We start from the raw sequence: 26046 nt of genomic DNA, 5'->3' as shown, positions 1-26046 counted from the left end.
CATCGGGGAACGGCCCCCGCTCGTCCCCGATCCGCCGGGCGAGGTCCGCGCGGCCGGAACCGGCCCCGCGGACCGGGCGGAAAAGGGCATCTCCGGGTACGCTCCGGCGCGTCTCCGGGGACCGTCGGACGATGCACACCGGCGCAACCCCGAATCGGCTCGGGGTCATCCCCGGAGGGTGCCCCGGGGCCGCGGCTGGCATCGCGGGCAGCTGTAGGAGGACCGGTTCATGAACGCCTCCCGCCGGATCGGCGCGCCGCAGCGCGGGCACGGCTCACCCTCCCGGCCGTACGCGTTCAGCGACCTGTCGAAGTAGCCGCTCTCGCCGTTGACGTTGACGTACAGCTCGTCGAAGCTGGTGCCGCCCTGTTTGATCGCCTCGGCGAGCACGTCCCGCACGTGCCCGAGCAGCCGCAGCGCGGCCGGACGGGTGAGCGCGTCGGCCGGGCGGGTGCCGTGCAGCTTCGCCCGCCACAGTGCCTCGTCGGCGTAGATGTTGCCCACCCCGGAGATCAGCGTCTGGTCGAGCAGCGCGCGTTTGACCTCCGTACGCTTGCGCCGCAGCGCCGCCACGAACGCCTCGTCGGAGAACTCCGGGTCCATCGGGTCGCGGGCGATGTGGGCGATCTCGGCGGGCAACTCCGCCCCGCCTTCGGACACGGACAGCCCGCCGAACGTGCGCTGGTCGACGAAGCGCAGCTCCGGCCCGTCGTCGGCGAACCGGAACCGGACCCGCAGGTGCAGTTCGTCGGCCGCGCCGACCGGCTGCAGCAGCAGCTGGCCGGACATGCCGAGGTGGCCGATCACCGCGTCGCCACTGTCCAGCGGCAGCCAGAGGTACTTGCCGCGGCGGCGTACCCCGGTGATCGTCCGGCCGGCGAGCACGTCGGCGAAGTGCGCGCGGCCGGGCGCGTGCCGGCGTACCGCCCGGGGGTGGCGCACCTCGACGGCGGCGATCCGCCGGCCGATCACCCACTGGGCGAGGCCCACCCGGACGGTCTCGACCTCGGGCAGCTCAGGCACGGCCGGCGCCCGCCTCCACGTCGGAGGTGTCGCTCGTCTCCGCCTCCGCCTGCGCCGCCGCCTCGGCCTCGGCCTGCTCGGTGAGCATCCGCCAGGCCGACTCGGCCGCGCGCTGCTCGGCCTCCTTCTTGCTGCGCCCCTCCGCGCCGCCGTAGCGGTTGCCGGCCACCACCACCCAGGCGGTGAACGTCTTCAGGTGATCCGGTCCGGTGCCCTCGATCCGGTACTCGGGCACGCCGAGCCCGAGCGCGGCGGTCAGCTCCTGGAGGCTGGTCTTCCAGTCCAGCGCCGCGCCCCGGCCCGCCGACTCGGCCATCAGCGGGTCGAACAGCCGGTGGATGACGATGGCGGCGGTGTCCAGGCCGTACTGGAGGTAGATCGCACCCAGCAGCGCCTCCAGCGTGTCGGCCAGGATGCTCGCCTTGTCCCGTCCGCCGGTCGCCTCCTCGCCCTTGCCGAGCAGCAGGTACGCGCCCAGCCCGTCCGGGCCCAGGCCACGCGCCACGTCGGCGAGCGCCCGCATGTTGACCACGCTGGCGCGCAGCTTCGCCAGCTGCCCCTCGGGCAGGTCCGGGTGGTTGTGGAACAGGGCTGTGGTGATCACCACGCCGAGCACCGAGTCGCCCAGGAACTCCAGCCGCTCGTTCGTGGGCAGGCCGCCGTTCTCGTACGCGTACGAGCGGTGGGTCAGCGCGCGTTCCAGCAGTTCCGGGTCGAGCGACACCCCGAAGGCCGCCTCCAGGTGGCCGACGGGAGCACGCCGCCGCTTGTCGTTGGTCATGGTGCTACCTCGGTGTCGTGTCGGTCAGGTGCGAGATCGTGCGGGATGTCCGCGAGCAGGGAACGGACCGTCGCGGCGGCGTCGCGGCGCCACAGGTGAGCGGCGAGCGCGATACCGGAGGCGACGTCCTCGGAGCCGGCCGCGCCGTGGCACACGACCACGGTGCCGCCCACCCCGAGCAGGGCCGCGGCGCGCGGGGCGCCGCCGCGTGCGGGTGGGCCGCCGGCCAGGGCGTACGCGCCCTCGATGGCCTTGAGCAGGACGTTTCCGGTGAAGCCGTCGGTCACCACGACGTCGGCGCGGGCGCCGAGCGAGATGTCGTACCCCTCGACCAGGCCGACGTAGCGGCCGTCGCAGGGCAGCGGCGCGGCGGCGAGCGCGGGCGCGGCGACGCGGCGCAGCCGGTCGCCCTTGCCCGTCTCGTGGCCGACGGAGAGCAACCCGACGCGGGGTGCGGTGACGGCGTGGGCCACCGACGCGTAGGCGGCGCCGAGGAGGGCGTGCCGGGCCAGCGTGGCCGGGCCGGGTTCGAGCGTGCCGCCGACGTCGAGCAGCACCACCGGCCCCTCGACGGCCGGCAGCGTGGCGGCGAGCGCCGGGCGGCGGATCCCGGTCCAGCGGCCGAGGCCGAGCGCGGCGGCGGTGACAGTGGCGCCGGTCGAGCCGGCGGAGACGACCGCGTCGGCGAGTCCGTCGCGGACGGCCTGCACGGCGGTGCGGACAGTGCTCTCGCCGCGGGCGGCGGTGGGATGGTCGGCCATGCCGACGGCGGTCCGCACCGGGCGGACCGTGACCCGGGCGCGCTGGGCCGGTTCGAGCGCACCGATCAGCTCGTCGGCCACCTCGATCGGGCCGACGAGCAGCAGGTGCAGGGCGGGATCCGTGCGTACCGCTCGCAGAGCGCCGTCAACCACGACGGCGGGAGCATCGTCCCCGCCGAGGAGGTCGACGGCGATCCGCGCGGTGCCCGGCTCCGACGGTCCGCCGGCCGGAAGCCGGTCGGCGGTGGCGGGAGCCGGGGCACCGGGCGAGAGCCTTGGTGCGCGCGTCACCCGACCGGTGGTCGGGGACGTCACTCGGCGGCCGGGTCAGACCTCGAGGACCTGACGGCCGTTGTAGGTGCCGCAGACGGAGCAGGCGGCGTGCGGCAGCTTGGCCGACTTGCACTGCGGGCAGGCCACGGTCGCCACCGCCGAGGCCTTCCAGTTCGCCCGGCGGGCGCGGGTGTTGCTGCGCGACATCTTGCGCTTGGGGACGGCCACGGTTCTTACTCCTCTGTACGGGTCAGTTGCGTCAGGCTCGCCCAACGCGGGTCGACCTGCTGATGGCTGTGGTCGGCCGGCAGATCGTCCCAGTGCACCCCACACTCGGGGCACAGGCCTGGGCAGTCCTCCCGGCAGAGCGGGTTCGTCGGCAGCGCCAGCACCACCGCGTCCCGCAACGCCGGTTCCAGGTCGATCAGATCGCCCTGCATCCGGCCCACCTCGTCCTCCTCGGTCGTGTCGTCCGTGGTGCTGTTCTCGTACGCGTACAGCTCCTGGATCGTCACGGCCAACGAGTCGTCGATCTCGCGCAGGCAGCGGCCGCACTCGCCCTTGACGGGACCGGTGACGGTCCCGGAGACGAGTACGCCCTCGGACACCGACTCCAACCTCAGGTCGAGGTCGAGGTCCGCGCCCTCCGGCACGCCGATCAACTCCACGCCGAGGTCCGCCGGTGCCGGCACGACCCGCTTGTGCGTACGCAACGCGCCAGGTCGGCGCGGCAGTTCCCTCGTGTCGAGGACCAGCGGCGACCTGGGGTTGAGTGTGCTTGGCGAGTGTTTGGGCATAGTCAGACTCCGGCCGTTGAGAGGCCGACAAAGAAGGTTACCTGCCAGACGGGCGGACCGTCGAACCGGGGGCTCGCCTCCGGCCCGGCGGGAGCCGGCTGTCGGCGACCGGCCCGCGCGCCGCTCAGAAGGGTAGCGGGCGGTCCGCCTCGTCCCCGCCGAAGGTCCCGATCTCGCGCAGCGCGTGCATCTTGTCCCGGCCGCGCTCTATCGAGGCCAGCGCCCGGGTGAGGAACTGTTCGAAGTTCGCCAGCGCGGTGTCGACGTAGTCGTCCACCTCCTCGCGGAGGCGCTGCGCCTCGGCCCGCGCCTCGGCGATGATCCGCGCGCCCTCGTGCTCGGCCGAGACGGTGATCTCGTTGACCGAGACGAGCCGGGCGTGTTCCGCCTCACCCTCGCTGATGATCCGGTCGGCCTCGCGCTTGCCGGCCTCCATGATCTTGTCCCGCTCCTCCAGCAGCGCGGCGGCCCGGCGCAGGTCGGCGGGCAGCTCCGCGCGCAGCTCGTCGAGCGCGGCGATCATCTCGCCCCGGTCGACCATGCAGTTGTTGCGCGACATCGGGACGGAGCGGGCCTGCTCCACCATGGCGATCAGTTCGTCGATGCGATCGAGCGGGTCCACCGGTACCTCACTCCTGTCTTCGTCGGCCGCCCTCCATCATGCGGCCTCGCGCCCGGTCTCGGCGTTGCAGACATCATGTCGCGCCCGAGCCACAACCGCCCCACCCGCCCCACCCGGCGCGTCGCCCCGCCCTCACCCTCCCCGTCCCCTCTCCCCGGCGATCTTGCACTTGCGGCCCGGCGTCCGTCCCTTGCGGGAGGAATGTCCGGGCCGAAACTGCAAGATCGCGGGGGTGGGTGGGCGGAGGGAGGGTGAGACGGGGGTCAGGGGCGGAGGCGGGCGGTCAGCTGGGCGCGGACCAGGTCGGGGACGTGGGCGGAGATGTCGCCGCCCCACTTCGCCACGTCCTTGATCAGGCTGGACGAGATGAACGAGTAGAGCGGGTTGGTCGGCATGAAGAGCGTCTCCACGCCGGCCAGGCCGATGTTCATCTGGGCCATCTGCAACTCGTAGTCGAAGTCGCTCACCGCGCGCAGGCCCTTGATCAGCACACTCGCCTGCTGCGCCCGGCAGAAGTCGACGAGCAGGCCTCGGAACGACTCCACCCGGACGTTGTCGTACGAGGCGGTGACCTCGTGGAGCATGTCGATCCGCTCCTCGACCGTGAACAGGCCCTGCTTGGACTGGTTGACCAGCACTCCGACGATCACCTCGTCGAACAGCCGGCTGGCCCGGCCGATGATGTCGAGGTGTCCGTTGGTGACCGGGTCGAACGAGCCCGGGCAGACCGCACGTCTCATGATCGGCGACCGTACCAAAGAGTGGTCTCGCCGTAACGTCTGCTGCGCTCCGGAGTGACACCTTCCACCCACGTGACCGGTCCGGTACGGCTGGACCGCTCGACGATCACCAGGGCGTCCGGTGCGAGCCAGCCGCCGTCGACCAGCGCCGCCAGCATCGCGGTGATCTCCGCGTCCGGCACCGCGTACGGCGGATCGGCGAAGACCACGTCGTACGGCCCGCCGTCCGGACCCGCCGCCAGCACGGTCGCGACCCTGCCGGTGACCAGGCGCGCGGCCGGCGCGGCCCGCAGCGCGGCGATGTTCTCCCGGATCACCCGGGCGGCCCGCGCGTCGGACTCGACGAGCAGCACGTGCGCCGCGCCCCGGGACAGCGCCTCCAGACCGACCGCGCCGGAACCGGCGTACAGGTCGGCGAAGCGCGCCCCGTCCAAATCGACGTGGGAGTGCACGGCGCTGAACAGCGCCTCGCGGACCCGGTCGGAGGTGGGCCGGGTGCCGGCACCCGGCGGCGCGGCGATCCGCCGGCCGCCGAGCGTGCCGGCCACGATCCGGGTCACCGTCGCTCCCTGTGCATGCCCCGACGCTACGCGACGCGCCGAGCACCCGGCCGGCGCGCCCTCGCCGTGCGTACGGGCGGTCAGACCGCGTCGAGCGCCGACGTGATCGTTCGCGGATCGACCTCGGCCCGGTTGGTCAGCAGCACGAGCCGCTGGTCGGTGTCGGGCAGCCAGGCGGCGAACGCCTTGTAGCCGCCGTTGTCCCCGGAGTGGTGCAGCGCCCGCCGGCCGGCCAGCGGGCCGACGAAGAAGCCGTAGCCGTACGCCTCGTCGGGTCGCCCGGTGGGCGCGTGCGGCGCGGTCATCGCCGCCACCGAGGCCGCGCCGAGCAGCCGGCCCCGGCGCGGTACGTCCAGCCAGGTGAGCAGGTCCGCCCCGGTGCTCCAGACGTCACCCGCGCCCAGGCTGACCGTCGTCAGGTCCCAGGACGGCACCGGACGGCCGCCCTCGTGCCCGATCGCCACGTCCGCTCGCCCGTCGCCGGAACCGGCGAAGCTACGAGTCATGCCCAGCGGCGCGAAGACCTCCTCGGCGAGGAAATCGGCGTACGGCCGGTCGGCCACCCGTTCGACGGTCCGGGCCAGCAGCACGTAGCCGGGGCTGCTGTAGTGCCACGCGGTTCCGGGCCGGAACAGCGGCGGCAGCGCCGCGAACCGGTCGAGCAGTTCGTCCGGCTCGGCCGGCCCGTGCAGGTCGATCGCCGGGTAGTCCTCCCAGTGGCCCAGGCCCGACGTGTGGGTGAGCAGGTGGTGCAGCGTGATGCCGGACCATTGTGGCGGCGGCGTGCCGGGCAGCCGGCGTACCACCGGGTCGGACAGGCTCAGCGCTCCCCGCTCGGCGAGCAGCAGCACCGCCACGGCGGCCATCTGCTTGCTGATCGAGGCGATCTGGAACCGCGTCGCCGCGGTGCACCGCCGGCCGGACGCCTCGTCGGCGACGCCGGCCACCCGGTCCACCACGTGGTCGTCGCCCCGGGTCAGAAGCAGCACGCCGTGTTCGAGTGATGGTGTCGACATCTGCGCGAGCCTAGGCACGCGACGCCCGTGCCGCAGTCCCGCGACGCCGCACCGGGGCGCCGGCCGGGCCCGCGCGTCAGCCCTTCTCCAGGTATTCGGCGCGCTCCTCGTCGACGAGCGCGGCCACCGACGCCGCGAGCGCCGGGTGCCGAGCCAGATCCGGGTCGTCCTCGACCAGTTCGATCGCCTCGGCCCGCGCGTCGCGGATCAGCTCGGTGTCGCGCAGCAGCGACAGCAGCCGCAGGTGCGAGCGCCGGCCGGACTGGGTGGCGCCCAGCACGTCGCCCTCGCGGCGCTGCTCCAGGTCGAGCTCGGCGAGCTTGAACCCGTCGGTGGTGGAGGCGACCGCGTCCAGCCGTTCCCGCGCGGACGAGCCCTCGGCCGCCTCGGTGACAAGCAGGCACAGACCGGCCGCCGAGCCCCGGCCCACCCGGCCGCGCAACTGGTGCAGCTGGGAGACTCCGAACCGGTCGGCGTCCAGCACGATCATCACCGTCGCGTTCGGCACGTTCACGCCGACCTCGACCACTGTGGTCGCGACCAGCACGTCCAGCTCGCCGTCGGCGTACGCGCGCATCACCGCGTCCTTCTCGTCCGCCGGCAGCCGCCCGTGCAGCACCCCGATCCGCAGGCCGTGCAGCGGCCCCTCGGCCAGCAGCGGGGCCACCTCGGTCACCGCCAGCGGCGGGCGCCGGCCGTTGTCGTCCTCCCGCGGCGCCTCCTCGTCCGACACCGGCCCCTCACCGATCCGCGGGCACACCACGTACGCCTGGTGGCCCTTCGCGACCTCCTCGCGCAACCGGCGCCAGGCCCGGTCGAGGAACGCCGGCTTCTCGGCGGCCGGGACCACGTGCGAGGCGATCGGCGAACGGCCCTGCGGGAGCTGGGACAGCGTGGAGGTCTCCAGGTCGCCGTAGACGGTCATGGCCACGGTGCGCGGGATCGGTGTCGCGGTCATCACCAGCACGTGCGGCGGCTGCTCGGCCTTGGCGCGCAGCGCGTCGCGCTGCTCCACGCCGAAGCGGTGCTGCTCGTCCACCACCACCAGGCCGAGGTCGTGGAAGTCGACGCCCTCGTAGAGCAGGGCGTGCGTGCCGAGCACGATGCCGGCGCGGCCCTCGGCCACCTCGGCCAGCGCCCGGCGCCGGGCCGCCGCGCCGAGCGAACCGGTGATCAGTTCGACCCGCGTGGCGTCCTCGGCGGCGCCCAGCTCACCGGCCCGGCCGAGCGGGCCGAGCAGGTCGAGGATGCCCCGGTGGTGCTGAGCGGCGAGCACCTCGGTCGGGGCCAGCAACGCGGCCTGTCCACCGGCGTCGACCACCTGGAGCATGGCGCGCAACGCCACCACCGTCTTACCGGAGCCCACCTCGCCCTGGAGCAGCCGGTGCATCGGGTGCGGCCGGGCCAGGTCGGCGGCGATCTCCCGCCCGACGACCTGCTGGCCGGAGGTCAGCTCGTACGGCAGCCGCGCGTCGAACGCGTCGAGCAGGCCGCCCGCCTTCGCCGGCCGGGCCCGTCCCGGGGACGCCGCCGCCCGCTGCTTGCGCTGCACCAGCGTGAGCTGCACGGCGAACGCCTCGTCCCACTTCAGCCTGCGGCGGGCCCGGTAGAGCGCCTCCTTGCTGGTCGGACGGTGGATCTCACGCAACGCGGTGCCGATGTCGGCCAGGTTGCGGGTGGCCCGCACGGTGGCCGGCAGCGGGTCCTCCGGCGGGGTGAACGTGTCGAGCACGACGCGGACGCAGCGGGCGATCACCCAGGTCGGCACCGCCGCCGCGGCCGGGTAGACCGGGATCAGCGCCCCGGCGAACTCCTCGACCTCCTCGTTCGCCGCCGCCTCGCCCTCGCCGCCCTCGCCGAGCAGGACGTACTCCGGGCCGTTGAGCTGCCGCTTGCCCCGGAACTCGGTCACCTTGCCGGCGAACAGCCCCCACCGGCCGGGCCGCAGCTCCCGCTCGCGCCACGCCTGGTTGCCGAAGAACGTGCAGGTGAGCACGCCGCCGGAACCGTCGCCGACGGTGACCTCCAGCAGGTTGCCGCGCCGCTGGCGCATCGGGCGCACGGCGGTGCGCTGCACCTGGGCGAGCACCGTGACCTGCTCCCCCACGTCGAGCGAGCGGATGTCGGTGTGCTCGCCGCGCTCGTCGTACCGGCGCGGGAAGTGGTAGATCAGGTCGCCCGCGGTGTGCAGGTCGAGATGCCCGGCCAGCGCCTTCGCGGTGCGCTCACCGACCAGCTTCTTCAGCGGCGTGTCCACAGTGGCCGCTTCACCAGTCATTCGACCCCCACCAGGAGCGGATAGTGCGGCTGCCCGCCCTCGTACGCCTGCACCTCGACGAACGGCCAGGCCCCCTCGACGTGCGCGCGGACCCGGTCGGCCAGCCCGGCCGGCGCGTCAGCGCCGCAGAGCAGCGTGACCAGTTCGCCGCCACCGCCGAGCATCCGGTCCACCACTGCGGTGCAGGTGTCGACCAGATCCTGCCCGATCAGGTGCACCTCGCCCTCGACCAGGGCCAGCACGTCACCCGGGCGGGCCGGGCCGGCGACGGTGAGCGCCTCCCGGGCGGCGTGGCAGACCTCGGCGTACCGGCAGGCGCCGGCCGCCTCGGCCATCGCGATCACGTCGTCCTCGAACCGCCGCTTCGGATCGCGGACGGCGAGCGCCGCGAGCGCCTGCACCGGTGAGCGGGTGGGCACCACGCTCACCTTCACGCCGAGGCCGTGCGCCTCCCGGGCTGCCGCGCTCGCCACGGACTGGGTGTTCGGGTCGTTCGGCAGCACCACCACCCGGGCGGCGCCGGTGGCCCGGATCGCGTCGAGCAGTTCACCGGTGGACGGGTTGGCGGGCACCACGACGGCGCCCTCGGCGGCGAACAGCTCCGCGATGCCCGCGCCGGTGGCGACCACCACGGCGGCCCGCCCCTCCGGCAGCGGCACCTGCGGCCCGGGCGCCGGGGCGGTCTGGTCGGCGAAGCGGGTCACGCTGATCCGGTGCGGGCGGCCGGCGACCACGCCTGCCTCGACCGCCGCCCCGATGTCGTTGACGTGCACGTGCACGTTCCAGGTGCCGGCGCCGTCGCCGACGATCGCGAGGGAGTCGCCGAGCGCGTCCAGCTCGGCGCGCAGCCGGGTCACCGCGTCGTCGCCTGCGTCGAGCAGATACTGCACCTCGTAGGCGTACGCGTCGGAGCCGCTCTCCCGCACGGAGGTGACCGGCGCGCGGCGGGCGGGCGGCGCGGGCGCCGGCCGGCCCGGGCTCTCCCCCGTGATCACCTCGACCAGCGCGTCCAGCAGCAGGCACAGGCCGCGCCCGCCGGCGTCGACGACGCCCGCGCGGGCCAGCTCCGGCAACTGCTCGGGGGTACGCGCCAGCGCGTGCGCCGCCGCCTCGCTCGCGGCCCGGGCCACGGCGCGCAGGTCGTCGCTGTCCGCCCGGCGAGCCGCATGCGCCGCGGCGGCGACCACACTCAGCAGCGTGCCCTCGACCGGCCGGGCGACAGCGGCGTAGGCGGCGGTGGTGGCGTCGGCCAGCGCGTCGGCGAGCTGCCGCCCGCGCACCGCGGGCACGGCGGCGAGCGTGTCGGCGAGACCGCGCAGGATCTGCGAGAGGATCACCCCGGAGTTGCCGCGTGCGCCGAGCAGCGCGCCCCGGGCCATCAGCCGCAGCGCGTGCCCGTGCGGGGTGTGCCCGTCGTCGGGGAGGGTGCCGAGGTCCATCGCCAGGGCCTGCTGGGCCGAGGTGAACGTGAGCACCAGGTTGGTGCCGGTGTCGCCGTCGGGCACCGGGTAGACGTTCAGGTCGTCGATCTCGCCCTGGTGGGCCCGGAGGGCGGTCAGCCCGCTCGCGCACCAGCGGCGTACCGCTGCGGCGTCGAGGGTCTCCAGCACGTCGGGAAGCCTACTGGCGCACACCGACACGCGCCGGGGTCGTCGCCGCGTGTCCGCCCCGGCGGACGGCCCGGCCGGGACGCCGGTACGCTGGGTGGGCTCGCGAAAGGGCCGGTTGGGCGTACCGACTGTCATCGGGTAACCTGACCAGGTTGCCCGGGCAGCGCCTGGCGGCGACCTCATGAACGTTTCAATCCCAGGAGTATCCCGTGGCTAGCGTGTGCGACGTCTGTGGCAAGGGGCCGGGCTTCGGCCACAACGTGTCCCACTCGCACCGGCGGACCAACCGCCGCTGGAACCCGAACATCCAGTCGGTGCGCACCCCGGCCGGTGGCGGCAACACCAAGAAGTTGAAGGTCTGCACCTCGTGCATCAAGGCCGGCAAGGTCACCCGCGCCTGACGCGGTAGCGCCACCGGAACATCGTCGGTCGCCGGCGGATCCCTTCGGGGTCCGCCGGCTTCTGTCGTGTCCGGCGACACGCCGTGCCCACCGGCCCGGTATCGGCCGACCCGCCCCCGCACCCCTGACCGACCGTACGGCGACCGCCTCGATCCGGCCGGTTAGGGTGCTGCTGCGCCGGCCGTCCGGTTCCGGCGCGAGCCGTGGGGAGGGTGACCGGTGGACCTCGATCTGGGTCGCGAGCAACTGGTGGTGGTCGGCGCGTCGTTCGGCTCGCTGAGCTGGTTCGACCAGGAGCTGCCGCCGGGCAGCGTGGTGCTGGTCGAGGAGCCGGACGTGATCGCCCGCCGCGACCTGGCCCGGTTCGCCGAGCGGCTGCCGATGATCGGGCGTCTCGTCGCGGCCGAGTACCAGACCGGCTTCGACCCGGACGCCCTGCTCGCCCGCGAGCCCGGCCTCGCCGACGCCCGGCTGGTACTGCCCGGCCTGGAGTACGCGGTCGGCGCCACCGCCCGGCTCGCCGACCGGCTCGGCCTGCCCGGCGCCGGGGTGGAGGCCGCCGACGTCTTCTCCGACAAGCACCGGATGCGGCTGCTCGCCGACCGGATCGGGCTCGCCAACCCGGCGTACGAGCTGGTCGACGACCCGGCGCGGGCGGTGGAGTTCGCGCAGGCGCACGGCGGGCAGTGCGTGCTCAAGCCCACCCGCCGCTCGGGCAGCCTGGGCGTGCAGCTGATCACCGACGCGGCCGAGGTGCCGGCCCGCTGGGCGGCCAGCGCCGCCCCGCCCGACCCGGCCGAGGCCACCGAGCGCGGCCTGCCCACCGGCGTGCTGGTCGAGGAGCTGCTTGTCGGTTCCGAGCACAGCGTGGAGCTGCTCGTGGCCGAGGGCGAGGTGGTCTTCGCCAACGTCACCGACAAGCGGATCGCCGGTGGCCGCTACCCGGTCGAGACCGGCCACACCGTGCCGTCCGCGCTGCCCGCCGACGCGAACGACGCGCTGCGCGCCGCCGCGGTACGCCTCGCCGAGGCGGCCGGCTTCGGCAGCGGCATGCTGCACAGCGAGTGGATCCTCGCCGACGGCGTGCCGACGCTGGTGGAGTGCGCGGCCCGGATGCCGGGCGACATGATCACCGCGCTCATCTCGATCGCCTACGAGCGGGACGTCATCGAGGCGTATCTGCGGATCCTGCGTGGCGAACGGCCGGAGCTGCCGGCGCGGGCGACCGGCGCGGCGGCGATCGAGTTCCTGATCGCGCCGCCCGGCCGGGTGACCGCCGTGGACGGCAGGCGCGACGCGCTGCGCGTGCCGGGCGTGCTCGACGTGCAGGTGGAGACGAAGGTCGGTCAGACCGTGCCGGAGCTGCTCTCCTCGGCGCACCGCAGCGGGCACCTGATGACCTGGGGTGCCACCCCGGACGAGGCGGCGGACGCCGCCCGTCGCGCCGCCGGGGCGATCCGCATCTCGGTGGGCTAGAGGGTACGGCCGTACGACAGGCAGCCCGGGGCGTCCTTGTAGAAGCCGAAGTTCGGGATCCGCTCGTAGCCGGCCGAGGTGTACATGGCGATCGCCTCGGGCTGCTTGTCGCCGCACTCCAGCACGATCCGCTTGCGGCCGTGATCGCGGGCGGACCGCTCGACCGCTCCGAGCACCGCGCGGGCCACGCCCCGGCCCCGGGCCGCCGGGTCGGTGTACATCCGCTTCAGCTCGGCCGTGTCGCCGTCCTCGCCGTGGCTGCGCCAGCCGCCGCAGCCGACCGGCCGCCCGTCCAGGTAGGCGACGAGGAACGTGCCGTCCGGCGGGGTGAACTCGGCCGCGTCGACGGGGGTCTCGTCGCCGCTGCCGCCGTACCGGGCGCCGAGGTCGGCCAGCGCCGCCCGGATCAGCGCCTGCGACTCGGGCGCGTCGAAGCGCCGCTCCCGGATCTCGATCTCGCTCACCGTGCCAGGTTACGACCGCCGCCGGCCCGGCCCGGCCGCCGGGGGTCGGACGCAGATCACTCCCGCCCGGTCACTCCGCCCTGCGGCTGCGCCGGTTACTCCGCCGTCCGGTGGCCGTGCCGACTATTCCGCCGTCCGGCGGCCGTGCCGACTATTCCGCCGTCCGGCGGCCGTGCCGACTATTCCGCCGTCCGGCGGCCGTGCCGACTATTCCGCCGTCCGGCGGAAGTGGTCCCAGCCGCGCGGACCGCTGTAGGCGGCGCCGTCGACGGTGACCCCGGCGCCGGCCGCCACCCGCCCGACCGGCAACCAGCCGTCCGGGAGCGCGGCGTCCGCCGGGAACGTCGCGGCCAGCGCGTGGTCCTCGCCGCCGGCCAGGATCCAGGCGTACGGGTCGACGCCGAGCGCCTGCGCCGCGTCCCGCATCTGCCGGGGCACCTCGAACGCGTCGCGGCTCACGTCGATCGCGACGCCGCTGGCGGTCGCCACGTGCCCGAGGTCGGCCAGCAGCCCGTCCGACACGTCGATCATGGCGGTGGCCCCGGCTGCGGCGGCAGCGGGTCCGGCGGCGTACGGCACCTCGGGGCGGCGGAACGCCTCGACCAGCAGCCGCGGCGTGCGGAAACCCCGGGACAGCACGGTGTAGCCGGCCGCCGACCAGCCGGTGCGTCCGGCCAGCGCCACAATGTCACCGGGGCGGGCGCCGGAGCGCACCACCGGGTCACGGCCGGCCAGGTCGCCGAGCGCCGTCACCGCGACGGTGAGCGTCGGGCTGCCGGACATGTCCCCGCCGACCACGCTCGCGCCGACCAGCGCCGCCTCCGCGCCCAGCCCGTCGGCCAGTTCCTCGGCCCAGGCCGGGTCCAGCTCGGCCGGCATGCAGAGCGCGACGAGCAGCGCCGTCGGGGTGGCGCCCATCGCGGCGATGTCGGCGAGGTTGGCCGCCGCCGCCCGGTGTCCCACGTCCCGCGCCGACGACCAGTCACGGCGGAAGTGCCGCCCCTCCACCAGCACGTCGGTCGAGGCGACCACCCGCCGGTCCGGCGCGGCCACCACCGCGCCGTCGTCGCCGGGGCCGAGCAGGCAGTTCCGTCCCTGTGCCAGCCGGGCGGTCACCCGGCCGATCAGGCCGAACTCGCCGACATCAGTGACAGTCATTCCGTCCCCTCGCTCCGCTGCGTCGTTCCGCACGTCCCACCCCTGTCCGCACCGGCGTGTGCTCGCTCACCGCGTCCGACCGGCAACCGATAGGGATCACGGCCGCTCAGTACGGTAGTTTCACCCTTCGGGTCGCCCGGAGGCGACGGACGGAGGTCGAGTCGTGGTACAGGCGTACATCCTCATCCAGACCGAGGTCGGCCGGGCGCGTGACGTGGCCGGTCTGATCGCGGACCTGGCCGGCGTGGTACGGGTCGACGCCGTCACCGGGCCGTACGACGTGGTGGTGCTCACCGAGGCGAACACCGTCGACGAGCTCGGCAAACTCATCGTCAGCAAGGTGCAGATGGTGCCCGGCATCACCCGCACCCTCACGTGTTCGGTGGTGCGGCTGTAAGTGGACGAGAAGGACACCTCCCCCCGCCGGGACGGCGCCACCCGCCGTGCCGCGCTCTGGGCGACGCTGGTCGCGGTGCCGGTGACCCTGGCGGTGGCCGGGTTCACGTTCGCCAAGCTGGCCCCGGAGTCGCCGGACGCCGCGCCGAGCGCGTCGGCGAGTCCCCGGGCGCAGTCCAGCGCGCCGGTCGAGATGCCCGCCCCGGCCCTGGCCGAGCGCCCGACCATCCTCTGCCGCGCCCTGATGTCGCAGCTCCCGGACAGCGTGCGTGACCTGCCGCAGCGTCCGGTCACCGCGGGCCCGGAGCAGAACGCCGCGTACGGCGACCCGGCGCTGACCGTGGCCTGCGGCGGCAGCCCGGCGGAGTTCCCGCCCACCGACGAGGTGTGGACGGTCAACCAGGTCTGCTGGCACGCGGCGCAGGAGGCCGACGCCACGGTGCTGACCACCGTCGACCGGGAGACCCCGATCCGGGTGCGGATGCCGAAGTCGTACGAGCCGCCGCTGCAGTGGGTGACCTCGATCTCCGACACGATCGTCAGCTCGGTCCCCTCGGCGAAGCAGGCCCCCTCGGGCTGCTCCGCCTGACGCCCGCCGGCCCAGCGGCCGGCGGGCGGTGCCGGCCGTCAGCGGCCGGCGCGGCGGTGCAGGGCGGTACGGATCAGCCGGTTGACCAGCTTCGGGTACTCCAGCCCGCTGGCCGACCACATCCGCGGGAACATCGACGTCGGGGTGAAGCCCGGCATCGTGTTGATCTCGTTGAGGTAGACATCCATCTGCGGGGTCACGAAGAAGTCGACCCGGGCCAGGCCGGAGCAGTCGAGCGCGGTGAAGGCCCGGGTGGCGTAGTCGCGCACCTGCCGGGCGACCGGCTCGGGCAGGTCGGCCGGTACGTCGTACTCGCAGACCTGGTCGGCGAAGATGTACTTGGCCTCGAAGTCGTACCAGTCCTGGTCGCCGATCATCCGCACCTCGGCGAGCACTGAGGCCTCCGGCGCGCCACCGGCCTCGCCCTCCAGCACTCCGCACTCGATCTCGCGGCCGACCACGGCGCCCTCGACGAGCACCTTGCTGTCGATCTCCCGCGCGGTGACGAGCGCGGCGTCCAGGTCCGCCCAGTCGTCGACCTTGGTGATGCCGAACGAGGAGCCGGCCCGGGACGGCTTGACGAAGACGGGCAGCCCGAGGCGCTCCTTGTCCTCGTCGCTGAGCGACATCCCGGCGCGCAGCACCGCGTACGGGCCGACCGGGATGCCCTCGGCGGCGCAGAGCTTCTTGGTGAACTCCTTGTCCATGGCCGCGGCGGACGCGAAGACGTTCGCGCCGACGTAGGGGATGTCGGCCATCTCCAGCATGCCCTGGATGGTGCCGTCCTCCCCGTACGCGCCGTGCAGCACCGGGAAGACCACGTCCACGTCGGCCAGCGCGACCGGACCCTGGGCGGGGTCGAGCACCATCAGGCCGCCGACGGCGGGGTCGGCGCGCAGCACCAGTTCGGCGCCGGAGCCGGCGGTCACCTCGGGGAGCTTGCGGTCGGCGATGGCGAGCCGGCTCGGGTCGCCGCTGGCGAGCACCCACTGGCCCTGCCGGGTGATGCCGACCGGGACCACCTCGAACTCGTCCGGGTCGAGCGCGGCCAGCACGCTGCCGGCGCTGACGCACGAGATGCCGTGTTCGGGGCTGCGGCCGCCGAAGACGATCGCCACACGGGTCTTGCCTGGGGTGGTCATGGTCACCTCATCGTTCGCGACTGCGGCTGGCCGTGCTCGCCGGTGGCGCTCACCCGACTGACCTTACTGTGCGTTGCCGCAAGTGGTGGTCGTTACCCGGGGAGACGCGGAGTCGCGTGGCAAACGGTCAAGGTGACATATACGGGGAGTAACGGAGTGGTGTGCCTCAGAAGGCCGGGTGCCGGGGCCGGCGGCCGACCGCGATGACCTTCACCCGCTGCCGGCCCGCCCGCACCATGCCCAGCGCCATGAACGCGCCGGCGATCCGGTCGGCCGCCTCCCGGCTGCTGGCGCCGACGACCTGACGGCGGCGTTCCGGGCTGGTCCGTTCGTCGCGTCGACTGCCGTCCGGCGGACGCACGTCGGTGAGGACGACGAGGAACCTGGTCACCGCGCAATTCCTCCCGTCTCGTGGACCGGCAGGGGCACGCGGCGGTCGGATCGTGGGGGAGTGAAGAATCCGACCACCGCGCGCCCCATCCCCTCCGGTCGCTCACCACCACCGTCGCCACGACAACCGGCGGTGAGGACGCCGTCACACATTGACAGGTTGACCGGCGTGAATGCAACTCTCATCGACTTTCTCTCACGCCCACTTTCCCGAGAGATGTGCGACCATCGATGCATGGCGCCGAAGACCGCCCGGGCCCGACGGCTCGGCATCGCCCTGCGGACCCACCGGGAGGCCGTCGGCCTCACCCTGGAGGCCGCAGCCGACGAGATCAACAGCACCCGGAGCACGCTGTCCCGCTACGAGAACGCGCAGACGCTCGTCAGCCCCGCCACCGTGCGCGCGCTGCTGACCAGCTACGGCGTGGACCCGGCCGACATCGCCGCGGCGGTGCAGCTGGCGAAGGACGCCCGCAAGCCGGGCTGGTGGGTGTCCTATTCGTACCTGCTGGACCAGCGCACCATCGACTTCATCGCGCTGGAGGCCGAGGCCACCGGTATCGCGAACTTCGAACCGTCTGTGGTGCCCGGTCTGCTCCAGACCGCCGACTACATCCGCGGGGTGATGCGCGGCGGCCCCCACACGCTCACCGACGAGCAGGTGGAGCAACGGGTCCAGCTACGGCTGGACCGCCAGCAGCGGCTCTCCGGGTCCGAGCCGCCGATCCTCGACGCCATCATCGACGAGGGCGCGCTGCTGCGCCCGGTCGGTGACCACTCGGTCATGTCCGGCCAGCTCCAGCACCTGCTGAAGATGGCCGAGCTGCCGAACGTCACGGTGCAGGTGATCCCGCTCGCCGCCGGCTACCACCGGGGCACCCGGGGATCGCTGCACATCCTGGAGTTCGCCGACCCGGAGGACCCGATCATCGCCTCGGTGGAGACAGTCGCCGGGCAGATGGTCCTCGACCGGCCGAGTGACCTGCGTACCTGCGCCAAGATCATGGAGCACCTGCGGACCGTGGCGCTGAGCCCGGCGGCCAGTCGGGACCAGCTCCTCCGCCTGCTGAACGAGAGGTGACCAGATGAACGGCACGAATCCCACACCGGCCCGCTGGCGCAAGAGCAGCCACAGCGGCGACGAGGGCGCGTGCGTGGAGATGGCGCCGCTGCCCGGCGCGGTGGCGGTCCGCGACTCCAAGGACCCGGCCGGCCCGGTGCTGGTGTTCCCGCCGCACACCTGGGCCGCGTTCACCGCCGCGCCGCCGAGCGCCTGACCGGCCCGTCCGGCGGGCGGCGTCAGCCGAGTGGGGCGGCGGCGGTGGCGGCACCGCGTACCGCCTCCAGCGCCGCGATGGCCACCCCCCGCGCGCCGGCCATGTCCCGGTCCGGCACCAGCGCGAAGGTGGCCACCGCCCGCTGCTCCTCCCGCAGCACCGTGTGCTCGGCGACCGCGGCGAGGAACCAGTCCCGGAACTCCGGCGCCGCCTCCACCACGCCCCCGCCGACGAAGTACGCGTGCGGGTCGGTGAAGTTGGCCGCGATGGTGAACAGCCGGCCCAGCGCCTTGGCCTGCTGGGTGAAGACCAGGCGGGCCAGCGGGTCGCCGCGTTCGCCGTAGCCGCGCAGCAGCTTCGCCGCCCGGTCCGGCTCCTCCGCCGCGAGCGGATGCTCCGGATGCCGGGCCAGCCAGTACGGCAGCAGGTTGCGCCGGATCGCGGTGAGCGAGGCGACGCTCTCCGCGTCCCCGGTGAAACCGCAGGCGCAGACCGGCGCCGCCTGGTCCGGCTCGATCAGGCCGTCCAGCGGGATGTGCACGTGCCCGAACTCGCCGGCCATGCCGGCCGCGCCGCCGACCACCCGGCCGGACTCCACCACGCCCCCGCCGAGCCCGGTGCCGACGATCGCGGACACCGACGACCGGGCCATCGCCTCGGCGCCGAAGTAGACGTGGTGGGCGTAGAGGGCGGCGGCGTTGCCGTCGTTGGCGTACACCACAGGCAGGCCCAGCCGCCGTTCCAGCGCGGAGCGCACGTCGAAGCCCCGCCATGCGGGCTGGGAGAAGTTCGTCGAGCCGCGGGACGAGATCACACCGGTGGCGCTGGCCGGGCCGGGCGTGTCCAGCCCGACCGCGCGGACCAGGTCACGCGGTACGCCGGTGTGGGCCAGGACGCCGTCGAACGCCCGCGCCAGTGCCTCCACCGCCGCCTCCGGGCCGGCGCCGACGTCGCTCGGGATCTCCAGCAGCCCGTCCACCAGGAACCGGCCGTCGACTGTGAGCACCGTGGCGTTGTCACTAGTGCCCCCGTTGTCCAGCCCCACCACCACCGGCACACCTGCGCTGCCCACCGCCACCGCCTCCCGCCGCGCCTGACCCGAGGCTAGTTCCCGTCCGGGCCACCTGCCACGCCCCCCGGCGGGACTCCCCGGCCGCGGTCAGCCGGGACGGCGGGCGGTCACCGCTGTCGCCTCGCGTTCCTCGTCGCGGACCACCGCCGGTTGCAGCCCGGCGGCGGTGAACACGGCGCACAGCTCCGGGGCCTGCGCGACGCTCACCTCGACCACGACGTGCCCGCCCGGGGCGAGCCACTGCGCCGCGCCGGAGGCGACCCGGCGCAGCACGGCCAGGCCGTCGGTGCCGCCGTCCAGCGCCACCGGCGCCTCGTACAGGCGTGCCTCGGCCGGCAGCGAGGCCACCGCGGCGGTCGGCACGTACGGCGCGTTCGCCACTACCAGGTCCAGCGTCCCGCGCCGGCCGGCCGGCAGCGCGTCGAACAGGTCGCCCTGGTAGACCGGGACGCCCAGTGGTTCGAGGTTGCGCCGGGCGCAGGCCACCGCCACCGGATCGATGTCGGCGGCGGCCAGCCAGCGCGGCGTCAGCCGCTCGTGCAGCACCACGGCGGCGGCGCCGGAGCCGCAGCACAGGTCGAGCACCGCGGGCGCCGGCCCGGCCAGCGCCGTCGCGGTGTCGACGAGCAGGGCGGTCCGGCCGCGCGGCACGAAGACCCCCGGGTGGACGGCGATGCGCCGGCCGCAGAACTCGGCCCAGCCGAGCAGGTGCTCCAGCGGCAGGCCGGCGACGCGACGGTCGGCCAGCCGGGTCAGCGACTGCGCCGAGTCGGCGGCGGCGATCAGCAGGTCCGCCTCGTCCTCGGCGAAGACGCAACCGGCGGCGCGCAGCCGCCGGACGAGGGCCGGGCGGTCGGGGGTGAACACGGTGGATGCCATGGCAAGCCTTTCGGGAAGCGCTCGTCGGCGCCCCCGGCGTCGCCTCAGCCCCGAAGCGACGCGGACTCGGAGGGAGCGCCGGTCCTCTGCTCGTGGATCGGACTCACCTCCTCGGGTCGGGGCCGCACGGGCCGTGGCTGCCCGTCACCTTAGCCCAGCGGCCGATACGGCGTCAGCCCGCCGCGTCCAGCGCCGCCGTCACGTCGGCGAGCAGGTCGGCGGTGTCCTCGACGCCGCAGGAGAACCGCACGAAGCCCGGCGTCGTGTCGTCGCCCCACTGGGCCCGCCGGTCGGCGGTGCTGTGCAGGCCACCGAACGAGGTGGCGGCGGCCACCAGGCGGGAGGCGGCGAGGAACCGGGCCACCCGGCGCTCGTCATCCAGGTCGAACGAGAGCACACCCGGTACGCGCCGCATCTGGACCGACGCGACCGGGTACGCCGGATCGTCCGGCCGTCCGGGCCAGCGCAGGCCGGTGACGTCCGGGCGGTCCGCGAGCAGGTCGGCCAGCGCCCGCGCGTTCGCGGTCTGCCGGGCCAGCCGCAGGTCGAGCGTGGCCAGCGACCGGTGGGCCAGCCAGCAGTCGAACGCGCCGGGCACACCGCCGGTGGTGTTGCGCCAGGTGGTCGCCGCGTCCCGCAGCCCGGCGTCCCGTGTCGCCAGGTAGCCGAGCAGCAGGTCCGAGTGGCCGGTCAGCGCCTTCGTGCCGGAGGCGACCACCACGTCCGCGCCGAGGTCCAGCGGGCGCTGGCCGAGCGGCGTGGCGGTGGTGTTGTCCACCGCCACCAGCGCTCCCGCGGCGTGCGCGGCGGCGGCCACCGCCGCGACGTCGACGACATCCAGGCCGGGGTTCGCCGGGGTCTCCAGCAGCACCAGCCGGACACCGTCGAACGACGGGTACGGCCCGGCCGTGGGCACGAGCACCACACGTACCCCGAGCTGCTCCAGCGCGCCGGAGGCGAAGGAGCGCACCGAGTAGTAGCCGTCGGCGGGCAGCAGCACGGTGTCGCCGGGACGCAGCACCGTCAGCAGCAGCCCGGTGATGGCGGCCTGGCCGCTGGCGAAGACCCGGCAGTCGCCGCCCTCCAGCTCACCGATCGCGGTCTCCAGCAGCCGCCGGGTCGGGTTGTCGGGCCGCCCGTACCCGTCCACCGCCGCCGACGGGCCGCGCTCCGGGTCCAGGTGGTACGGCGCGGCGAAGACCGGGCCGGGCAGGAACGGCTGCCCGGGTACCGCGTCCGGCAGGCCGGCGTGCACGCTGCGCGTGCCGTCACCCCAGTGCTCGCTGCTCATCCCCGCTCCGTTCACTCGTACGACTCAGGCTTGGCGGTACGGCTCATCAGCGCGTCCACCGCCAGGCGCGGATCCATCCCCTCGTGGCAGATCCGCTCGATCTGCTCGGTGATCGGCATCTCGACGCCGTGCGCCCGGGCCAGGTCGCGGATGGCCAGGCAGCTCTTGACGCCCTCGGCGGTCTGCCGGGTGGCCGCCTGGGCCTGCTCCAGCGTCTCGCCCCGGCCCAGGTGCTCGCCGAAGGTGCGGTTGCGGGCCATCGGCGACGAGCAGGAGGCGACCAGGTCACCCATGCCGGCCAGCCCGGCGAACGTGATCGGGTCGGCGCCGAGCGCCACGCCCAGCCGGGCGGTCTCGGCCAGGCCGCGGGTCATCAGCATGGCGCGGGTGTTGTCGCCGAAGCCCATCGCGGTGGCGATGCCGTACGCCAGCGCGATCACGTTCTTCACCGCGCCGCCCAGCTCGCAGCCGATCACGTCGTCGTTCGTGTAGGGGCGGAAGTACGGCGTGCGGATGGACGCCTGCACCAGCGCGGTGCGACGGCTGTCGGTGCCCGCGACCACTGTGGCGGCCGGCTGTTCGGCGGCGATCTCCGGGGCCAGGTTGGGCCCGGAGACGACCACCACCCGGTCGGCGGGCACCCCGGCGGTCTCGGTGATCACCTGGCTCATCCGCTTGGTGGTGCCCAGCTCGATGCCCTTCATCAGCGACACGAGCGTGGCGTCCGGCGCCAGGTACGGCGTCCAGTCGGCGAGGTTGCCGCGCAGCGTCTGCGAGGGCACCGAGAGCACCACCACCTCGGCTCCCTCGATCGCCTCGGCGGCGTCACCGGTGGCGGTCACCCGCTCGGGCAGGCGGATCCCCGGCAGGTACTCCGGGTTGTGCCGCCCGGTCCGGATCGCCTCGGCGACGGCGGCCCGGCGGGCCAGGACCGTCACGTCCCGCCCGGCGTCGGCGAGGATCTTGGCGAACGCGGTCCCCCAGGAACCGGCGCCCAGCACGGCGACGTGCCCGCTCATTCGGTGACCTCCCGGGTGCCGGTGCGGGCGGGCCGCTGCCAGAGCGGCGGTGGTGTGCCGCCGCGGATCTCCGCGACCAGATCCCGGATGCGCAGCATGATGGTGTCCGTCATCTCCTCCAGGATCGGCCGGGTCGGCGTGGCGCCGGCCCAGCGGCTCAGGTCCACCGGCGGCCCGGCGATCACCGTCACCGGGGTACGCGGGCGCAGCCCGAACCGGGCCGTACGCGGGTCGAACATCCGTTCCGGGCCGACCATCGCGATCGGGACCACCGGGGCGCCGGTGGCCAGCGCCAGCCGGGCCGCGCCGGTCTTGCCCTTCATCGGCCACAGGTCCGGCTCCCGGGTGGTGGTGCCCTCCGGGTAGATCACCACCGCGCCTCCCTCGGCCAGCGCGGCGACCAGCTTGTCCAGCGACTTGACCGCTTCGACGGTGCCCCGCTCGACCGGGATCTGCTGGCAGCGGTGCAGGATCCAGCCGACCACCGGCACCCGGAACACGCTGGCCTTGCCGAGGAAGCGCGGCCAGCGCCCGGCGTCGTAGACGTAGTGCGCGACCACGAGCGGGTCGGCGTGCGAGATGTGGTTCGGCACGAGGATCACGCCGCCGTCGCCGCGCAGGTGCTCCATGCCCCGCCAGGTGCGCCGGGTCCAGACCGTCATCAGCGGCTTCACCAGCACCACGGCGAGCCGTCGCCAGAACCCCAGCCTGCGCCGTGCCACAGTGCCTCCTCGATCCGCCCACGCGCCCCGGCACAGAATCATGCCTGTTCGCCCCCGCTGCGGCCAGTGCGGGTACCGGCGGCCCCGCTGGCAGGATGGTCGGCGTGTCTGAGGCCCGCTGGACCGTGGTGATGCCGGTGAAGCGCCTGCCGGCGGCGAAGAGCCGTCTGCGGGGCGCGCTGCCCGGCGTACCCCATGAGGAGCTGGCACTGGCCCTGGCGGCCGACACGCTGCGCGCGGTGCGGGCGTGCCCGGCGGTGGCCCTGGTGCTCGTGGTCACCGACGACCCGCTGGTGGCGGCGGCGGCCGGCGCGACGGGCGCCGACGTCGCCGGCGACCCCGGCGGCGGCCTCAACGCGGCGTTCCGGCACGGCGCGGCGGTCGTCGGGCCGCGCGCCGCGGTGGCCTGCCTGACCGCCGACCTGCCCGCGCTGCGACCGGCCGACCTGGCCTCCGCGCTGCGGGCCACCCAGCGGGTACGCGGGTTCGTGGCTGATGCCCCGGGGGGAGGCACGGTGCTGCTCGCCGCGCCGGCCGGCGCGGCGCTGTCGCCGCGGTTCGGGCCCGGCTCGGCCGCGGCGCACGCGGCGAGCGGGGCGCTGCCGCTCGCCGGGGAGTGGCCCAGCCTGCGCCGGGACGTGGACACCCCGGCGGACCTGGCCGACGCCGCCGGGCTGGGCGTGGGGCCGCGCACCGCCGCGCTGCTGGCCCGGGTCGCCGGGGCGGTCCGGTACGGTGCTGGCATGCAGGGGACGGTGGCCACCTACGACGCGTCGACCCGCAGTGGCGTGCTGCTGCTCGACGACGGTACCGAGCTGGCGTTCCCGGCCCGCGCGTTCGACGCCTCCGGGCTGCGGCTGCTCCGATTGGGGCAGCGTGTCCGGATCGAGCGGGACGCCGACGGCGAGGTGGTCCGGGTGACCTTGCCGACGATGGCGTGAACAACCTGGCCCGAGTTCATTTTCCGTTCACCCTTGTCGGGGAATCATGAGGTGGTGAGCACCCCTCGCGAGCACCCCGACGGCCCGCCGCCGATCCTCGACCCCGGCACGCCCCGCAACGGCCGCCCCACCCGCGGCCCGGACGGGCGGTTCCGCCAGACCCGGCCCCCGGAGGAGCGCCTCGGCGCCGACCCGGACGCGGCCGGCGCGACCGGCCTGGACGAGCCGCTCGACCCGGTGGAGGGCCCCGGCCCGGCCGGCGAGACCGCCGCGGACGCCGCCCCGCCGGCCGTACCGCCGCTGCCGGAGGACCGGTTCCTCAACCGGGAGCTGTCCTGGCTCGACTTCAACGCCCGGGTGCTGGCGCTCGCCGAGGATCCGCGTACCCCGCTGCTGGAACGGGCGAAGTTCCTGGCCATCTTCGCCAGCAACCTGGACGAGTTCTACATGGTCCGGGTCGCCGGGTTGAAGCGGCGGCTCTCCGCCGGCCTGCCGGTACGCGGCGGCGACCGGCTGCCGCTGCGCACCCAGCTCGACCTGATCACCGAGAAGGCAGCCGGCCTGGTCGCCCGGCACGCCGCCTGCCTGGTCGACGACGTGCTGCCGAAGCTCGCCGCCGAGGACATCCGCATACTGCGCTGGAGCGACCTGGACGACGCCGAGCGGGAGCGGCTGCGCACCTGGTTCCGGGAGCACATCTTCCCGGTGCTCACCCCGCTGGCGGTCGACCCGGCGCACCCGTTCCCGTACATCTCCGGCCGGTCACTGAACCTGGCCGTGTCGGTACGCGACCCGGACGGCGGCTCGGAGCTGTTCGCCCGGGTCAAGGTGCCGAACAACGTGCCCCGGTTCGTCCGGGTGCACCGCGACCAGCCGGGCGTGCGGTTCCTGCCGGTCGAGGACCTCATCTCGGTACACCTCGGCCAGCTGTTCTCCGGCATGCAGGTGGTCGAGTGCCACCTGTTCCGGGTGACCCGCAACGCCGAGGTGGAGGTGGACGAGGACCGAGACGAGGACCTGCTCCAGGCGCTGGAACGGGAGCTGGCCCGGCGCCGGTTCGGCCCGCCGGTACGCCTGGAGGTCGCCGCGTCCATCTCCGACCACATGCTGGAGCTGCTGGTCCGTGAGCTGGACATGGACGGCCACGACGTGCTGCGGGTCCGTGGCCTGCTCGACCTGTCCGCGCTGTGGCAGGTGTACGGCGAGGCGGACCGGCCCGACCTGAAGGACCCGTCGTTCGTGCCGGCCACCCATCCGCGGCTGGCCGAGGGTGAGGTGCCGCGCAGCGTCTTCGCCACGCTGCGCGACGGCGACGTGCTGGTGCACCACCCGTACCACTCGTTCGCGACGAGCGTGCAGCGCTTCGTCGAGCAGGCGGCGGCCGACCCGAACGTGCTCGCCATCAAGCAGACGCTCTACCGCACCAGCGGCGACTCCCCGATCGTGGACGCGCTCGTCGATGCGGCCGCCGCCGGCAAGCAGGTGGTGGTGCTGGTGGAGCTGAAGGCGCGCTTCGACGAGGTGGCGAACATCGGCTGGGCCCGCACGCTGGAACGGGCCGGCTGCCACGTGGTGTACGGCCTGGTGGGGCTCAAGACGCACTGCAAGACCGCGCTGGTGGTACGCCAGGAGGGCAACCAGATCCGCCGCTACTGCCACATCGGCACCGGCAACTACCACCCGAAGACAGCCCGGCTCTACGAGGACTTCGGCATGCTCACCGCCGACCCGGAGATCGGCGCCGACCTGACCGACCTGTTCAACGTGCTCACCGGCTACAGCCGGCAGACCGCGTTCCGGCGGCTGCTGGTGGCGCCGCAGGGCATCCGCAGCGGCCTGATCGAACGCATCGACAGGGAGATCGAACACGTCCGGCTGGGCATGCCGGGGCTCGTGCAGTTCAAGGTGAACTCCCTGGTGGACGAGGAGATCACCGACGCGCTCTACCGGGCGTCGCGGGCCGGCGTGCACGTGGACCTGCTGATCCGCGGCATGTGCACGCTGCGGCCGGGCGTGCCGGGGCTGTCGGAGAACATCCGGGTCCGCTCGATCCTCGGCCGGTTCCTGGAACACTCCCGGATCTTCCGGTTCGGCAACAACGGCGACGCCGAGTTCTGGATGGGCTCGGCCGACCTGATGCACCGCAACCTGGACCGCCGGGTCGAGGCGCTGGTGCAGGTGAGCGACCCGGTGGCACGGGCCGAACTGGACCACGTCCTCACCGCCGCGTTCGACCCGGACGTGGACGCGTTCGAGCTGGCCGCCGACGGCACCTGGCACCGGCGTACCGGGGACGGCGACGTGCCGCTGACCCACCTCCAGGATCTGTTGCTGCGCCGGGTCGGCGGCCGGGCGGACTGACCGGGCC

The 26046-nt window shown here is 74.3% G+C and carries 28 protein-coding genes and 1 pseudogene; 9 read left to right on the top strand and 20 right to left on the bottom strand.

Annotation, left to right across the window (positions count from 1 at the left end):
- Window positions 1-165: 165 nt before the first annotated feature.
- The 11 genes from mutM to O7546_RS05260 form a co-directional block, all read right to left on the bottom strand.
- Window positions 166-1023 (bottom strand): bifunctional DNA-formamidopyrimidine glycosylase/DNA-(apurinic or apyrimidinic site) lyase, encoded by an 858-nt coding sequence (mutM, locus tag O7546_RS05310; RefSeq protein ID WP_194799696.1) that lies wholly within the window; start codon window positions 1021-1023, stop codon window positions 166-168.
- The gene (gene rnc, locus O7546_RS05305; protein WP_194799695.1) at window positions 1016-1804 is read right to left on the bottom strand and encodes a ribonuclease III; all 789 of its coding nucleotides are present in this window, start codon (window positions 1802-1804) and stop codon (window positions 1016-1018) included. The genes mutM and rnc overlap by 8 nt, the downstream gene beginning before the upstream one ends.
- Window positions 1801-2760, bottom strand: coding sequence for a phosphate acyltransferase PlsX (locus O7546_RS05300; protein ID WP_269698047.1), 960 nt, complete (start codon window positions 2758-2760; stop codon window positions 1801-1803). The genes rnc and O7546_RS05300 overlap by 4 nt, the downstream gene beginning before the upstream one ends.
- 132 nt (window positions 2761-2892) lie before the next feature.
- Window positions 2893-3066, bottom strand: a complete 174-nt coding sequence (gene rpmF / locus O7546_RS05295; protein WP_030500827.1) for a 50S ribosomal protein L32 — start codon at window positions 3064-3066, stop codon at window positions 2893-2895.
- Window positions 3067-3071: 5 nt separating this feature from the next.
- Complete coding sequence (locus O7546_RS05290; protein ID WP_135243737.1) at window positions 3072-3635, bottom strand: YceD family protein; 564 nt, start codon at window positions 3633-3635, stop codon at window positions 3072-3074.
- Between the two features lie 124 nt (window positions 3636-3759).
- Complete coding sequence (locus O7546_RS05285; RefSeq protein WP_135243736.1) at window positions 3760-4257, bottom strand: hypothetical protein; 498 nt, start codon at window positions 4255-4257, stop codon at window positions 3760-3762.
- A gap of 263 nt (window positions 4258-4520) precedes the next feature.
- Window positions 4521-4997, bottom strand: coding sequence for a pantetheine-phosphate adenylyltransferase (gene coaD, locus O7546_RS05280; RefSeq protein WP_194799694.1), 477 nt, complete (start codon window positions 4995-4997; stop codon window positions 4521-4523).
- Complete coding sequence (rsmD, locus tag O7546_RS05275) at window positions 4994-5557, bottom strand: 16S rRNA (guanine(966)-N(2))-methyltransferase RsmD (RefSeq protein ID WP_194799693.1); 564 nt, start codon at window positions 5555-5557, stop codon at window positions 4994-4996. Before rsmD ends, coaD begins: the two co-directional genes overlap by 4 nt.
- An 80-nt stretch (window positions 5558-5637) precedes the next feature.
- Window positions 5638-6573 (bottom strand): serine hydrolase domain-containing protein, encoded by a 936-nt coding sequence (locus O7546_RS05270; protein ID WP_194799692.1) that lies wholly within the window; start codon window positions 6571-6573, stop codon window positions 5638-5640.
- 76 nt (window positions 6574-6649) lie between these two features.
- Window positions 6650-8851 carry an ATP-dependent DNA helicase RecG gene (recG, locus tag O7546_RS05265; protein WP_194799691.1) on the bottom strand — a complete coding sequence of 734 codons (2202 nt, stop codon included), beginning with the start codon at window positions 8849-8851 and terminating at the stop codon, window positions 6650-6652.
- Window positions 8848-10461, bottom strand: a complete 1614-nt coding sequence (locus O7546_RS05260) for a DAK2 domain-containing protein (RefSeq protein WP_194799690.1) — start codon at window positions 10459-10461, stop codon at window positions 8848-8850. The genes recG and O7546_RS05260 overlap by 4 nt, the downstream gene beginning before the upstream one ends.
- Window positions 10462-10670: 209 nt before the next feature.
- Here O7546_RS05260 and rpmB point away from each other — a divergent pair, with 209 nt between their 5' ends.
- Together rpmB and O7546_RS05250 are read left to right on the top strand one after the other, a co-directional pair.
- Window positions 10671-10862: a 50S ribosomal protein L28 gene (gene rpmB, locus O7546_RS05255; protein WP_011905179.1), complete on the top strand. Its 192-nt coding sequence runs from the start codon at window positions 10671-10673 to the stop codon at window positions 10860-10862.
- A 219-nt stretch (window positions 10863-11081) separates the two neighbouring features.
- Entirely contained in the window at window positions 11082-12338 is a 1257-nt protein-coding gene (locus O7546_RS05250; RefSeq protein WP_281600562.1) for an ATP-grasp domain-containing protein, read from the top strand.
- Here O7546_RS05250 and O7546_RS05245 read toward each other — a convergent pair.
- Both O7546_RS05245 and O7546_RS05240 read right to left on the bottom strand, forming a co-directional pair.
- The gene (locus tag O7546_RS05245; RefSeq protein ID WP_135243728.1) at window positions 12335-12802 is read right to left on the bottom strand and encodes a GNAT family N-acetyltransferase; all 468 of its coding nucleotides are present in this window, start codon (window positions 12800-12802) and stop codon (window positions 12335-12337) included. The genes O7546_RS05250 and O7546_RS05245 overlap by 4 nt on opposite strands.
- Before the next feature lie 207 nt (window positions 12803-13009).
- The gene (locus O7546_RS05240; RefSeq protein WP_194799688.1) at window positions 13010-13960 is read right to left on the bottom strand and encodes a thiamine-phosphate kinase; all 951 of its coding nucleotides are present in this window, start codon (window positions 13958-13960) and stop codon (window positions 13010-13012) included.
- Window positions 13961-14123: 163 nt separating this feature from the next.
- On the opposite strand from O7546_RS05240, the gene O7546_RS05235 reads away from it, so the two are divergent.
- Window positions 14124-14357 carry an Lrp/AsnC ligand binding domain-containing protein gene (locus O7546_RS05235; protein WP_013284547.1) on the top strand — a complete coding sequence of 78 codons (234 nt, stop codon included), beginning with the start codon at window positions 14124-14126 and terminating at the stop codon, window positions 14355-14357.
- On the top strand, window positions 14358-14945 hold the full coding sequence (locus O7546_RS05230) for a DUF3515 domain-containing protein (protein ID WP_194799687.1): 588 nt from the start codon (window positions 14358-14360) through the stop codon (window positions 14943-14945).
- A gap of 38 nt (window positions 14946-14983) precedes the next feature.
- Here O7546_RS05230 and O7546_RS05225 read toward each other — a convergent pair whose 3' ends face one another.
- Window positions 14984-16087: a D-alanine--D-alanine ligase family protein gene (locus O7546_RS05225; RefSeq protein WP_194799686.1), complete on the bottom strand. Its 1104-nt coding sequence runs from the start codon at window positions 16085-16087 to the stop codon at window positions 14984-14986.
- Between the two features lie 166 nt (window positions 16088-16253).
- Window positions 16254-16478, bottom strand: coding sequence for a hypothetical protein (locus O7546_RS05220; protein ID WP_194799685.1), 225 nt, complete (start codon window positions 16476-16478; stop codon window positions 16254-16256).
- A 234-nt stretch (window positions 16479-16712) separates the two neighbouring features.
- On the opposite strand from O7546_RS05220, the gene O7546_RS05215 reads away from it, so the two are divergent.
- Together O7546_RS05215 and O7546_RS05210 are read left to right on the top strand one after the other, a co-directional pair.
- A complete protein-coding gene (locus tag O7546_RS05215; RefSeq protein ID WP_194799684.1) occupies window positions 16713-17558 on the top strand; it encodes a helix-turn-helix transcriptional regulator in 846 nt (281 codons plus the stop codon).
- 4 nt (window positions 17559-17562) lie between these two features.
- Window positions 17563-17754, top strand: a complete 192-nt coding sequence (locus O7546_RS05210; RefSeq protein WP_194799683.1) for a DUF397 domain-containing protein — start codon at window positions 17563-17565, stop codon at window positions 17752-17754.
- Between the two features lie 22 nt (window positions 17755-17776).
- Here the strand turns inward: O7546_RS05210 and O7546_RS05205 are convergent, their stop codons facing one another.
- The 5 genes from O7546_RS05205 to O7546_RS05185 all read right to left on the bottom strand — a co-directional run bounded on the left by O7546_RS05205 (window position 17777) and on the right by O7546_RS05185 (window position 22737).
- On the bottom strand, window positions 17777-18826 hold the full coding sequence (locus tag O7546_RS05205) for an ROK family protein (RefSeq protein ID WP_194799682.1): 1050 nt from the start codon (window positions 18824-18826) through the stop codon (window positions 17777-17779).
- An 87-nt stretch (window positions 18827-18913) separates the two neighbouring features.
- Window positions 18914-19705 (bottom strand): putative protein N(5)-glutamine methyltransferase, encoded by a 792-nt coding sequence (locus O7546_RS05200; RefSeq protein WP_194799681.1) that lies wholly within the window; start codon window positions 19703-19705, stop codon window positions 18914-18916.
- A 172-nt stretch (window positions 19706-19877) separates the two neighbouring features.
- The gene (locus tag O7546_RS05195) at window positions 19878-20996 is read right to left on the bottom strand and encodes a cystathionine gamma-lyase (RefSeq protein ID WP_281600561.1); all 1119 of its coding nucleotides are present in this window, start codon (window positions 20994-20996) and stop codon (window positions 19878-19880) included.
- 11 nt (window positions 20997-21007) lie between these two features.
- Complete coding sequence (locus O7546_RS05190) at window positions 21008-22015, bottom strand: NAD(P)H-dependent glycerol-3-phosphate dehydrogenase (RefSeq protein WP_013284538.1); 1008 nt, start codon at window positions 22013-22015, stop codon at window positions 21008-21010.
- Complete coding sequence (locus tag O7546_RS05185; RefSeq protein WP_194799679.1) at window positions 22012-22737, bottom strand: lysophospholipid acyltransferase family protein; 726 nt, start codon at window positions 22735-22737, stop codon at window positions 22012-22014. The genes O7546_RS05190 and O7546_RS05185 overlap by 4 nt, the downstream gene beginning before the upstream one ends.
- A 95-nt stretch (window positions 22738-22832) precedes the next feature.
- Between O7546_RS05185 and cofC the strand changes: the two are divergent.
- From cofC to O7546_RS05170, 3 genes and pseudogenes are all read left to right on the top strand, one after another.
- Window positions 22833-23441, top strand: a pseudogene (gene cofC / locus O7546_RS05180) (2-phospho-L-lactate guanylyltransferase); the annotation flags it as partial.
- A 39-nt stretch (window positions 23442-23480) separates the two neighbouring features.
- Window positions 23481-23678 carry a cold-shock protein gene (locus tag O7546_RS05175; protein ID WP_043330566.1) on the top strand — a complete coding sequence of 66 codons (198 nt, stop codon included), beginning with the start codon at window positions 23481-23483 and terminating at the stop codon, window positions 23676-23678.
- A gap of 216 nt (window positions 23679-23894) precedes the next feature.
- Window positions 23895-26039 carry an RNA degradosome polyphosphate kinase gene (locus O7546_RS05170; RefSeq protein WP_228531705.1) on the top strand — a complete coding sequence of 715 codons (2145 nt, stop codon included), beginning with the start codon at window positions 23895-23897 and terminating at the stop codon, window positions 26037-26039.
- The last annotated feature ends 7 nt before the right edge of the window (window positions 26040-26046 follow it).

Origin of the sequence: Micromonospora sp. WMMA1976 (assembly GCF_027497335.1) — a bacterium.
In the GTDB taxonomy this organism is placed as follows: Bacteria; Actinomycetota; Actinomycetes; order Mycobacteriales; family Micromonosporaceae; genus Micromonospora; species Micromonospora aurantiaca.
This window is presented reverse-complemented; position numbering and strand designations above follow the sequence as displayed.

What these genes read in the sequence shown, in the direction of transcription:
- rnc (WP_194799695.1), bottom strand. Translation starts at nt 1,804, where the DNA reads ATGACCAACGACAAGCGGCGGCGTGCTCCCGTCGGCCACCTGGAGGCG.
- O7546_RS05290 (WP_135243737.1), bottom strand. Translation starts at nt 3,635, where the DNA reads ATGCCCAAACACTCGCCAAGCACACTCAACCCCAGGTCGCCGCTGGTC.
- coaD (WP_194799694.1), bottom strand. Translation starts at nt 4,997, where the DNA reads ATGAGACGTGCGGTCTGCCCGGGCTCGTTCGACCCGGTCACCAACGGA.
- O7546_RS05270 (WP_194799692.1), bottom strand. Translation starts at nt 6,573, where the DNA reads ATGTCGACACCATCACTCGAACACGGCGTGCTGCTTCTGACCCGGGGC.
- recG (WP_194799691.1), bottom strand. Translation starts at nt 8,851, where the DNA reads ATGACTGGTGAAGCGGCCACTGTGGACACGCCGCTGAAGAAGCTGGTC.
- O7546_RS05240 (WP_194799688.1), bottom strand. Translation starts at nt 13,960, where the DNA reads ATGACTGTCACTGATGTCGGCGAGTTCGGCCTGATCGGCCGGGTGACC.
- O7546_RS05225 (WP_194799686.1), bottom strand. Translation starts at nt 16,087, where the DNA reads ATGACCACCCCAGGCAAGACCCGTGTGGCGATCGTCTTCGGCGGCCGC.
- O7546_RS05215 (WP_194799684.1), top strand. Translation starts at nt 16,713, where the DNA reads ATGGCGCCGAAGACCGCCCGGGCCCGACGGCTCGGCATCGCCCTGCGG.
- O7546_RS05210 (WP_194799683.1), top strand. Translation starts at nt 17,563, where the DNA reads ATGAACGGCACGAATCCCACACCGGCCCGCTGGCGCAAGAGCAGCCAC.
- O7546_RS05200 (WP_194799681.1), bottom strand. Translation starts at nt 19,705, where the DNA reads ATGGCATCCACCGTGTTCACCCCCGACCGCCCGGCCCTCGTCCGGCGG.
- O7546_RS05195 (WP_281600561.1), bottom strand. Translation starts at nt 20,996, where the DNA reads ATGAGCAGCGAGCACTGGGGTGACGGCACGCGCAGCGTGCACGCCGGC.
- O7546_RS05190 (WP_013284538.1), bottom strand. Translation starts at nt 22,015, where the DNA reads ATGAGCGGGCACGTCGCCGTGCTGGGCGCCGGTTCCTGGGGGACCGCG.
- O7546_RS05175 (WP_043330566.1), top strand. Translation starts at nt 23,481, where the DNA reads ATGCAGGGGACGGTGGCCACCTACGACGCGTCGACCCGCAGTGGCGTG.